Source organism: Sulfurimonas sp., assembly GCF_047622445.1.
Taxonomy (GTDB): domain Bacteria; phylum Campylobacterota; class Campylobacteria; order Campylobacterales; family Sulfurimonadaceae; genus Sulfurimonas.
Genome location: NZ_JBLHOE010000089.1, coordinates 1 through 11009, shown reverse-complemented (window position 1 = coordinate 11009; position 11009 = coordinate 1). Strand labels below are relative to the sequence as shown.

The window sequence follows — 11009 nt, the reverse complement described above, 5'->3', positions numbered from 1 at the left end:
GGGGAACATTTGATATATTTGTGATAATGAGTATATTTGATAGTATTGAATATCCATTCATATTTAACACTCTTTGTTCTTAATTTAATCATATATATAAATAGTATTTATATCTTTTTATTCCAATTAATAGTAAGATTACTAGTTGTATTTGTAAGGGTATATTGAAATAAGTAAGAAGCGATGGGTTATATAAAAATAGTTTATATAACTATTTTTATATAAAAAAAATTTCTTCAGTAAAAACTAGAAGTTTGAAAATTATTTATCTAAACGAACTCTTACAGATTGCTCATGAGCAGTTAAACCTTCGGTATTTGCAATTAAAGCACAAGCTTCACCAATTTCATTTATACCTTTTTTAGAAAAAGAGATAATAGAAGTTTTCTTCATAAAGTTCTCAACGCCTAGAGGCGAGTAAAACTTTGCAGTCCCGCCGGTAGGAAGTGTATGATTTGGTCCAGCTACATAATCACCTATCGCCTCAGGAGAATTATGACCTAAGAAAATTGCTCCAGCATGTTTGATAAGAGGAAGTAACTCAAATGGTGAAACAGTTGCAACTTCTAAGTGCTCAGGTGCGATTTGGTCCATTAAGTGAATCGCTTCTTCCATAGTCTTAGTAACAATAATCGCTCCACGTTCTTCAATAGATTTTCGAGCAATCACTTCACGAGAAAGTTCTGGCAACCATTTTTCAATCTCTATTTTTACTGCATCTGCTAATTCTTGAGATGGAGTAATTAAAATTGAACTTGCCATCTCATCATGTTCCGCTTGAGAAAGTAAATCAATCGCTAAATGATTTGCATTTGCTGAATCATCTGCTAAAATTCCTATTTCACTTGGTCCTGCAATCATATCAATGTTTACTTCACCATATACCATCTTTTTCGCAGTTGCAACAAAAATATTTCCTGGTCCTGTAATAACATCAACCTTTGGGATAGTCTCTGTTCCGTATGCCATAGCAGCAATTGCAGATGCCCCGCCAACTTTGTAAAGATTTTCAACTCCACACAAATGACATGCAGCAAGAAGAAGATCATTTATCTCATTTTCAGGTGTCGGAGTACATACAACAATATTTTCAACTCCCGCAACTTGAGCAGGAATCACGTTCATAAGAAGTGAAGATGGATATGCTGCTTTTCCACCAGGAATGTAAAGTCCGGCACTATCCACTGGCGTAACACGTTGTCCGAGTATCGTTCCATTTGGCTCATCATCAAACCATGATTTTGGCTTTTGTTTTTCATGGTAAACTCTGATTCTATCGTGTGCTAGATGAAGTGCTGATTTTAAATCATTATCAAGATTGTTATACGCTTCTTCCATATACTTAGTATCAACTTTTAAATCCGCGTCACTCTCTGGTGTCCACTTGTCAAACTTTGCAATATGTTGTTTTAAAGCACTGTTTTTATCAGTCTTAATCTCATTAATAATATTTCCAACTATAGAGCTTACATGTTCCATATCCATTTTCCCACGACCAAGAATTTCTTCAAATTCAGTTATAAAAGTGGTAGAGTTTGTTGTAGTAAATATCATAAATTTTCCTGTTTAGTGTAATTATTGAAATTATATCTAAATTGTAGTATCATAAGTCATTCGTATAAGGGAACATAATGACATCAAACAAGAATTTGCTCTTCGCCTTTCTTTCTATCATACTATTTTCAACTATACTTGGATTAACTGCTATTTACAAGATGCTAGGGCTAAGTGAAATAACCGAAAATATGTACAAACACCCTTTCACAGTGAGTTATGCTATACAAAATGTTGAGACTCAATCCGTACACATCCAACATAAAATGGAAATGGTGATGACTACAAATAATATAAAAAGTATGCATAGACTCCATACAGAAATTGCCAAACATCATCAAAATATTGTAGATGCATATAAACTAATTTATCTAAGATATCTAGGCGATATTCAGGACATCGACAAGAGTTACAATGCATTCATAAAATGGGAAGCTTTTCGAGACTCAGTAATTGATATGCGCATAGATAAAAAAGATACCAAAGCGCTTCATCATAAAGAACAAGAGGCTACTTATGTCGAAGTACTTAATTCCTTAGTATTTACTCTCAAAAATTTTGCATATAATAAGGCGATTTCATATAATGAGAATGCTAAAAGCTCAAAAATAGAAGCAATTATTATAATTTCTATAATACTATCTATCATCCTTGTTCTATCCATTTCTATCACAATTTATGTTCTACGTAACTTAGCTAAATCAACTGAAAATATTAATAGACATTTCCATCTTATAGAACAAAATGTAAACATTGCAAAACTCGATACACAAATGCAATTACTAAACGTAACCGAGTCTCTAGCAAGACTATTTAATCTCGAGAAAAGTGATGTAATCAATTGTTCAACTAATTTACTCTTTGGAAATAAGGAAGAACAAATTCTAGAGATTAAAAAAATTATTAAGTCAGGAAAATCATGGAATGGCGAAATCTATATAGAGAATGTAGCTTGGATACGTGCAGAAATACAATGTATCTTAGATTCCCAATATAAGATATCAGGGTATGATATGATTGTCTATGATATAACAAGTAACAAACAACTGGAAGAAGTTTCTATGACTGATGGAATGACCGGTTTGCTCAACAGAAGAGAATTTGATAAAAACTTTACCCAAAGGTTAAGTCTTGCAAAAAGAGAAAATAAAATTTTAGTCTTTATGATGCTAGATATTGATCACTTTAAACCATTTAATGACAACTATGGACATCAACAAGGAGATGTTGCTTTAAAAAGTGTATCAAACACACTCAAAGAAACATTTAACAGACCGGATGATGCTGTGTACAGACTTGGTGGTGAAGAATTTGGTGTACTCTTTAATGCTAAGGATGAATCAGGAGTAGAAAGTATTTCTCAAAAAGTTTTAGACAATATAGAAGCACTTGCAATTAAACATGAACATAGTAGCGTATGTGACCATCTTACTATCTCTATCGGTGTTGGGATTATTCATAGTTCTAATACACAAAGTCCAGATTCACTTTATGTAGAAGTAGATAGTGCCCTTTACGAAGCAAAGGACAGTGGAAGAAACCGTTACGAAATTCTAACTATTTAGTCTGACTTTTGTCAAAATCCTTCTTTACAATATCAAGAGCTTTTAAAAAGCTCTCAGCATCCACTCCACCTACTAATGGTTCATATCTTGGTTCACCATTTGATTTTAAAAACCATAAACTTGGGGTATATGGTGCATGAAGTACTCTTGGAACGTGATCACCTTTATCAACATAAGCAATTACAGATACAAAATGTTTATCTAACATCTTCACTACTCTCTCATCTTTAAAAGTTGTATTTTTCAATCTTATACATGGAGGACATGTAGTTTTAGACATTATGAAAAACATTGGTTTATTTTCAGCCATTGCTCTTTTAACACCACTTTCATAATCTTTTTCCCAACTAATCTCAGCTCCAAATAATGATGAAGCTACAAGTACTAAAGATATTATTATATTTTTAAACATGTTTTTTTACCTTTTTTAAAATTTCTTTTGTACATTCTTCTGCACTCTTGTCTGTTACATCTACTACAATATCTGCAAGCTTTAAATACTCTGGTCGTCTTTCTTTATAGAGTTTTTTTGCTGCTTTTAAATCACTTAGAAGTGGTCTTTTTTTCAATTTTGCTTTTGCATTTGGATGATCTTGAATTCTTTTAAGAATATTTTCAAATGGAGAATCAAGAAGCACTATTGTACCAATCTTTTTTAAATTCTCAACCTTGTAAAACCCACCACCGGTTGATATCAGTGTATTTTCAACGCTTTTTTCTAACCATAAAGAAACATCTTTTTCTAAAGAACGAAAGTATTCTTCTCCGTCTTCTTCAAAGACTTTTTTAATCTTTTTGTTTTCCATACTCTCAATAAGATCATCTGTATCTATAGCAATATACGAAGAATGTTTAACAATTTCTCTTGCTACACTTCCCTTTCCTACACCCATAAATCCGATTAAAATAATATTTGTTTTTTTCATTTTCTTCCTAGTTTGATGCTTGCATCATACTCATATCAAAATCTGGTTTTAAAAGCAGAGTTTTTCTATACAGTAATACTGGTGCAATTATATTGTATTCTAGGATAATCATACTTACTATAAAACTAAATGCTGCAATTTGCAATAGTTCTGGGACAAAATAAGAAACTATAAATCCAAGCAAAGCGAGTATAAACAAAATAAACTGTATTTTTGCGAGTTTCTTGTTTATCATCTCATTCATTGTTGGTATGCTCATATAGCCTTTAGCATTAAGGTGGAACCATACAAGAAATGGAATAATTTTATACATCATTCCACTCATAACAGAAAGTATATAGCCACCACCTATAAGGACAGCTACGAGAGTGATATATTCATGTTCTAGATACTCATCAGCTACCCAAAGAAATAAACCAAATGTAAAAAATATACTTGCACTTCCCCAGTACCATACAGTTACATCGCTAATAGGACGACGACGTTTTAAAAGCTTTATAGCTACAGTTGTTGCAAATGCCCAGAAGAACAATGCGACCCAAAACTTTGCTAGAAATGCATACTCTTCATAAAAAATATTTAAAAAAAGCCAGACAAATAAACCAATAGAAAGAATAGGAACAATACGTTTTAAACAAAAATCTTTAAAATGAGGGGCTACGTAAAACATTGGAAGTACCTGAAAGGCAACTCCTATTATTAAAATCCCTGCAAAACCAAATATAGCCCAAACACTATGCACATTTGAGACAATTGTATGTACAGAAGATATATCTTGCGTAATATACGAGAGTAAAAGATAAAGTCCCATTAAAACAGTACTAAAAGCAAAAAAGATACTTGCACTAATCCCCTTCACCGTTGCGTTAAAGTTTGTAACAGTTTTCAAAGAAAGTGATATAGCAGAGAGAATAAGTAAAAAGCCAAGACCTAGCCCTGCAAAAGCTATAATATTATATATTGTATTGCTTGTATAGATTCCAAGAAACATACATAGCGAACCAACGAGTAATAAAGCATGAGAGATACTAGCTACTTGCTTTACCTTAGGAATTCTAGCACCTGCTAAAACAGGAAGCATCTGCGATATAGCTCCAAGCATAATGAACCCAAGAAAACCTATAGTAATAACATGAGTAATAACTATAGAGTCTAAAGAGTATCTACTCATTAAAGTAGCAACATCACTAAAGAAAATTAAAACACCTGCTAAAATACCGAAAAGTGGTGCGCTAAGAAAAAAACGAAGAGGTACGGATATAGGTGGGGCTTGCTCTATTGAGAGTCCGTTAAGTTCCAAAAGAGATCCTAACTAGTCTACGACTATTGAATCCATCATATCTACTATACGATCAGACTCTGCATTTAAATGTTGCTGTGCCATTGTATATAGCATCTGTTCTTCTTTCATATTATGTTGTTGGAGTAAAATCATGAGTGTTTCACTAAAACCGAAAAATTTATCTTTATTCCCCGCTTCTAAAGCAGCTAACATATCTTTACTCAGTGCTCTCATTTGTGTATGTTCCATTCGCATCATCTGCGTTGGACCTTGCGTCATACCAGTTTTTGTCTCAAACTCTACAAACATAACTTTTTCTTCCATTTGGAAATGTCTTTCAGAAGCTTCTATGAAAGCTATACATAATGTTTTTGCATCATCAAGTGACTTTACAGCTGTCTCTTCCATCTGTGCAAAAAGCTCATCACATCTTCTATGATCACTTGTTAAGTATTCTTTTATAGTGCTCATAGTTATCCTATTTTTTTAAAGGTGAAAAAGGTACAAGTGCTGAACCCCATGTAAGTCCACCACCAAAAGCATCAAGAAGCATAAGTTCACCTGTCTTTAAGTTACCTTGTTCAAATACATCATTCATCGCCATTGGAATAGAAGCACCTGAAGTGTTTCCATACTTTTCAACTGTAAGAACAACTTGTTCTTCTCTCATTTTAAGTGCATCACCCACTGCTTTTATAATTCTATAGTTTGCTTGATGAGGGATGAAATGTTTTACTGAATCACTTTCTACATTGTTATCTTCTAAAATTTCTTTTACATCTTTAGTTAAGGTACGAACTGCAACTTTAAAAGTTTCGTTTCCTTTCATTTGCATAAAACATGCTCCAGCTTCAGCTTCTAAAGAATCATGAGGTGAGCCAGTTCCACCGTTGGGTGTCATAAGTAAATCTGCATATGTACCATCAGCGCCAGTATGAACATCGATAATAGCTTCATCTTTATTTTCCGTTGCAGAAATAACAGCAGCACCAGCGCCATCACCAAATAATATACATGTTCCACGGTCTGTATAATCAGTTATAGCTGAGAGTTTTTCAGATCCAATGATAAGAACATTCTTCTTCATGCCTGATTCTATAAATGCTTTAGCAATCCCTAAAATATATACAAAGCCGGTACATGCAGCTGAAATATCAAATGCCATAACAGGAGGAAGACCTAATTTTGTTGCAATGATTGTAGCCGTAGATGGCATACAAAAATAATCAGGTGAAATAGTAGCACATACAACCATGTCTATTTCAGATGCATCTATACCGCTACGTTCTATTGCTAGTTTCGCAGCCTCTACACCCATATCACTTGTAGTTTCATTCTCTGCTGCAATATGACGTTCTTTTATGCCTGTTCTTTTCGTGATCCACTCATCAGAGGTGTCAACCATTTTTGAAAGTTCTTCATTTGTTAAAATTTTATTTGGAACATAAGCACCAATCGAGCGAAACGCAGCATAAGCCATATAGAGATCCTTAGTTTATTTCGTTATATTTTTCCAGTTCTTCTAAAATATGATCATTAACATGATTGTCAACATAAGATATTGCTTGATAAATAGCATTTTCCATTGCTTTGGCGTTACTTTTACCATGACTCACTATGGCACAACCTTTTATACCAATAAGTGGTGCTCCACCAATTTCAGCATAATCAATCTGTTTTTTAAGAAGTTTAAAAACTTTTCTCATTAAAAGTGCACCAGTAATTGCAATAGGGGATTTTCGAATATAATCTTTGATGAGCCCACTAATAGTCGAAGCTACACCTTCACTCGTTTTAAGTACAAGGTTACCTATAAAGCCATCGCATGTAATTACATCACAAGAGCCATTAAAAATATCTCCACCTTCAACATTCCCTTTAAAACCTGGGTAACCTTGAAGAAGTTTATATGTAGCTTTTGTAACTTCGTTTCCCTTAGAATCTTCTTCACCATTAGCAAGAAGACCAATGGAAGGTTCTTTAATCCCCATTACATTTTGTGCATAACAGCCACCCATAATGGCAAACTGTACTAAATGCTCAGGTTTTGAATCGACATTTGCGCCAACATCTAAGAGAATTGATTTTCCCCCAGTTTTTGTAGGCATAAATGTTACAAGTGCCGGACGAGACACACCTTTTAGGCGACCAAGTCTTATCGTAGCAAGTGTCATTGTTGCACCACTATGTCCAGCGGATACAAGACCATCTGCTTCACCATTTTTTACAAGTTCAGTTGCAATATAAATAGTGCTTTCTTTTCTTTTGACTGCATCAGTTGCCGCATCACTCATGGAAATAACATCATCAGTTTCTACTATAGAAATCTTATCTCTATAACGTTTTGGTAACAGAGGTAAAATTTCTGATTTTTTTCCTACGAGAATAGGGATGAATTGTTTTTTCTTGAGAGCATTTACACAACCTTTAACAATTGGCTCAGGACCAAAGTCCCCGCCCATTGCATCAATAGCAATCTTTACCATTGACTATTTATACTCACCAGTAGTTGGGTTGATGTGGTGTGGTAATCTATAAGTTCCATCTGCATCTTTAACTGGTTTAGCTAAAGTAATTTTATAGTGAGTTCTTCTTTTCGCTGAACGTGAATGAGAGACTCGTCTCTTAGGTACTGCCATAATCTATATCCTTTATTTAAATTTTTATCTACAATTTTCGCAACTATGATAGTCGCTCTTAATAAGCTCAATCTCAGAGATTAAAAGCTCATCAAGATCTGCGGTAGAAGTAAATGATTCAACAACATCAATATCGATGTTCTCTCCATCATATAAACCATCTGAAATAAAAAATTTAACTTTTTCATCTACTTTCAGGTCAAAACTTTCACCGCATGTGCTACATTCAGCATCTACTAAGCCATTTAAATCTGCTTGAAGCAAGATTAATTTACCAGCATGATACTCTAAATAACCTTTAAAAGTTATTTCATTAGATTTTATTTGAAAATCTAATGGTGTTTTACCTACTTTTCGTAGAGTAACAATCATTACTTAAGAAATTTCTCTTTCTGAAAAGAAAAATGCAATTTCGATAGCTGCATTTTCAACAGAATCACTTCCGTGAACTGCATTTGCATCTATATTTTCAGCAAAATCAGCACGGATAGTTCCAGCTTCAGCTTCTTTAGGGTTTGTAGCACCCATTAAATCACGGTTAATCTGCATAGCATTTTCACCCTCAAGCACTGTAACAACAACTGGACCACTGATCATGAAATCAACTAGGTCATTGAAAAAAGGACGTTCTGCATGAACAGCATAAAATGCTTCAGCATCACCACGAGAAAGTTGCATTTTTCTTGTTGCAGCTAATTTAAGACCATTGCTCTCAAATCTGTCTAAAATTTTTCCGATAACACCTTTAGCTACTGCGTCTGGCTTAATTATTGATAGTGTTCTTTCCATCAAATCTCCTGTAATATAAAATTGGTTCGGAATTATATCGAAAATAATATTTATTTGTGTTTAAATTAAAAAGAAAATGCTTGAGAGCTTTTTGAAAGATTTATTTTTTGTAACTATCTAAAACTGTAGGGACCTAAAGTCCCGACCAGTAAAATGAGTAAAATCTCATTTTAGGAAAGATATAGAGGGTCTATTCTACAACAGACTCTAAATTATCTCTTTGATCTTGAGTTACATCATCACGGTGCTCAGGAGAGCCTCCAATTTGATCCCATGTAATACATCCTTCAGTTGGACATGCAGTAGCACAAGCTGGCTCGTCATGGTGACCAACACATTCTACACACTTATCAGAGTAAACGTAATAAATATCCTCATCTTCTGGATTATCATCCTCATCTACAATTGCTTCTACTGGACATTCGTCTATACAAGCACCACAGTTAATACATGTGTCGTTAATTATTACTGACATATTTTCTCCTAATGTAATTTGTAACCAAACTATACAGTTTAGATTTTTAAATGTAGCTAAAAGTATCCCCCTAAACCTGCAAATTAGGTAAACGTTACAAATCTAAATAGTTTTTAATTTCCTCTGCTCTATTTGTTAACTCCCAAGTAAAGCCGTCTTCTTCTCTACCAAAATGCCCATAGGCCGCAGTTCGTCTGTATATTGGACGTAATAAGTCTAAGGATTCTATAATCCCTTTAGGGGAAAGGTCAAATAGTTCCTTTACACAAGCTTCGATTTTTTCTTCGGATACCTTCCCTGTGAAATGAGTATCAACCATTATAGAAACAGGTTGCACTACACCGATAGCATATGCAACTTGAATTGTGACCTTATCACAAGCTCCAGCAGCCACAAGGTTTTTTGCAACATGACGAGCAGCATATGCAGCACTTCTATCTACTTTTGTAGGATCTTTTCCTGAAAATGCTCCACCACCATGAGGACAACTTCCACCATATGTATCTACTATAATCTTTCTACCAGTAAGTCCAGCATCACCTTGAGGTCCACCAATTACAAATTTTCCGGTTGGGTTTATATGGTATACAGTATCATCCGTAATCATATCTGCTGGGATTACTTCTTTAATAACTTCATTTATCATATCTTTACGGATTTGTTCTTGTGAAACATCTGGAGCATGTTGCGTAGATATAACCACAGTCTCAATAGATACTGGCTTATCTCCTCTATATTTTACACTCACTTGCGCTTTTCCATCAGGACGGATGTAAGGGACAATCCCCTCTTTTCTAACTTCAGCAAGTCTTCGTGTTAAACGATGTGCAAGATGAATTGGTAAAGGCATTAAAACATCAGTTTCACGACACGCGTATCCAAACATCATCCCCTGATCACCCGCACCTATTTCACCACTACTCTGATCAACACCTTGATTAATATCTGGAGATTGTTCACCTATTCCATTTAAAACTGCAGCCGCACGATAATCAAAACCATACGTTGCATCAGTGTAGCCTATCTCTTGAATTACTTTTCGCGCAATCTCTTGCATTGGGGCATACGCCGTTGTCTTCAATTCACCTGCAATTACACAAAAACCATTTGATACCACAGTTTCACACGCAACACGTGCCTGAGTATCATGTTCAATAATATAATCCAAAATTGCATCACTGATTTGATCTGCCATCTTATCAGGGTGCCCTTCTGTTACAGACTCGGAAGTAAATATATACTCTTTAGTCATCGATTTTCCTTATTGAAGTATAAAGTCTAGCTCTATAAATCGGGAGAATTATATCGTAAGTCTGTAGCAGTTCTATAAATACATAAATTTTAGAAATGTGGATATAGACAAATTAGATTTAATAGATATCGATATGAGTATAAAAAAACTTAAGAACTTAATAAAGATATGACTATTTCTAAAAGTACTGAATGGGGAACTACCTATGATGTTGAAGCTACTGAAAAGGTATTTGATGATGTCGTAAAAGAAGCATTAACTAAATTAGACTCTTCGATTAGAGCAAGCCTTAACTCACTTGCAAGCAAGTAAGCAATGCTATCTTGATTTCATTACGATAAAAACCTATTTAAAATTAGTACTAAAGATACTTCTCTTAATAAAACATGAGAGACTTAAGGTGCTATATAGTTATAGAGCGTTATTTGAATCGTCAGTTGAATCATGGTTTACATCATCGTTTGAATCATCGTTTGAATCATCATTTGCATCGTCAGTTGAATCATGGTTTGAATCATCATTTGCAT

At 34.2% G+C, this 11009-nt stretch carries 14 protein-coding genes; 2 read left to right on the top strand and 12 right to left on the bottom strand.

The features are described from left to right. Positions 1–261 precede the first annotated feature (261 nt). Entirely contained in the window at positions 262–1554 is a 1293-nt protein-coding gene (gene hisD / locus ACI9TV_RS14875; RefSeq protein WP_415251611.1) for a histidinol dehydrogenase, read from the bottom strand. A gap of 77 nt (positions 1555–1631) precedes the next feature. Here hisD and ACI9TV_RS14870 point away from each other — a divergent pair, with 77 nt between their 5' ends. Beyond that, positions 1632–3119: a diguanylate cyclase domain-containing protein gene (locus tag ACI9TV_RS14870; RefSeq protein ID WP_415251610.1), complete on the top strand. Its 1488-nt coding sequence runs from the start codon at positions 1632–1634 to the stop codon at positions 3117–3119. Here ACI9TV_RS14870 and ACI9TV_RS14865 read toward each other — a convergent pair. From ACI9TV_RS14865 to metK, 11 genes are all read right to left on the bottom strand, one after another. Further along, the gene (locus tag ACI9TV_RS14865) at positions 3112–3531 is read right to left on the bottom strand and encodes a thioredoxin family protein (protein WP_415251609.1); all 420 of its coding nucleotides are present in this window, start codon (positions 3529–3531) and stop codon (positions 3112–3114) included. The two genes, ACI9TV_RS14870 and ACI9TV_RS14865, sit on opposite strands and share 8 nt — an antisense overlap. Beyond that, on the bottom strand, positions 3524–4045 hold the full coding sequence (locus tag ACI9TV_RS14860) for a shikimate kinase (protein ID WP_415251608.1): 522 nt from the start codon (positions 4043–4045) through the stop codon (positions 3524–3526). Before ACI9TV_RS14860 ends, ACI9TV_RS14865 begins: the two co-directional genes overlap by 8 nt. Before the next feature lie 7 nt (positions 4046–4052). Further along, positions 4053–5345: a hypothetical protein gene (locus ACI9TV_RS14855; protein ID WP_415251607.1), complete on the bottom strand. Its 1293-nt coding sequence runs from the start codon at positions 5343–5345 to the stop codon at positions 4053–4055. A gap of 12 nt (positions 5346–5357) precedes the next feature. Next, positions 5358–5798, bottom strand: coding sequence for a hemerythrin domain-containing protein (locus ACI9TV_RS14850; RefSeq protein WP_415251606.1), 441 nt, complete (start codon positions 5796–5798; stop codon positions 5358–5360). A 7-nt stretch (positions 5799–5805) separates the two neighbouring features. Beyond that, the gene (locus ACI9TV_RS14845; protein WP_415251605.1) at positions 5806–6807 is read right to left on the bottom strand and encodes a beta-ketoacyl-ACP synthase III; all 1002 of its coding nucleotides are present in this window, start codon (positions 6805–6807) and stop codon (positions 5806–5808) included. Positions 6808–6817: 10 nt separating this feature from the next. Then, on the bottom strand, positions 6818–7813 hold the full coding sequence (gene plsX, locus ACI9TV_RS14840) for a phosphate acyltransferase PlsX (RefSeq protein ID WP_415251604.1): 996 nt from the start codon (positions 7811–7813) through the stop codon (positions 6818–6820). Positions 7814–7816: 3 nt separating this feature from the next. Continuing rightward, complete coding sequence (gene rpmF, locus ACI9TV_RS14835; RefSeq protein WP_275847106.1) at positions 7817–7966, bottom strand: 50S ribosomal protein L32; 150 nt, start codon at positions 7964–7966, stop codon at positions 7817–7819. Between the two features lie 24 nt (positions 7967–7990). Beyond that, positions 7991–8338, bottom strand: coding sequence for a hypothetical protein (locus tag ACI9TV_RS14830; RefSeq protein ID WP_415251603.1), 348 nt, complete (start codon positions 8336–8338; stop codon positions 7991–7993). 3 nt (positions 8339–8341) lie between these two features. Further along, positions 8342–8755, bottom strand: a complete 414-nt coding sequence (ndk, locus tag ACI9TV_RS14825; protein WP_415251602.1) for a nucleoside-diphosphate kinase — start codon at positions 8753–8755, stop codon at positions 8342–8344. A gap of 190 nt (positions 8756–8945) precedes the next feature. Continuing rightward, complete coding sequence (locus ACI9TV_RS14820) at positions 8946–9230, bottom strand: 4Fe-4S dicluster domain-containing protein (protein WP_415251601.1); 285 nt, start codon at positions 9228–9230, stop codon at positions 8946–8948. Positions 9231–9324: 94 nt separating this feature from the next. Continuing rightward, positions 9325–10482, bottom strand: a complete 1158-nt coding sequence (metK, locus tag ACI9TV_RS14815) for a methionine adenosyltransferase (protein ID WP_415251600.1) — start codon at positions 10480–10482, stop codon at positions 9325–9327. Positions 10483–10650: 168 nt separating this feature from the next. Between metK and ACI9TV_RS14810 the strand changes: the two genes are divergently transcribed. Beyond that, a complete protein-coding gene (locus ACI9TV_RS14810) occupies positions 10651–10794 on the top strand; it encodes a hypothetical protein (protein ID WP_415251599.1) in 144 nt (47 codons plus the stop codon). The last annotated feature ends 215 nt before the right edge of the window (positions 10795–11009 follow it).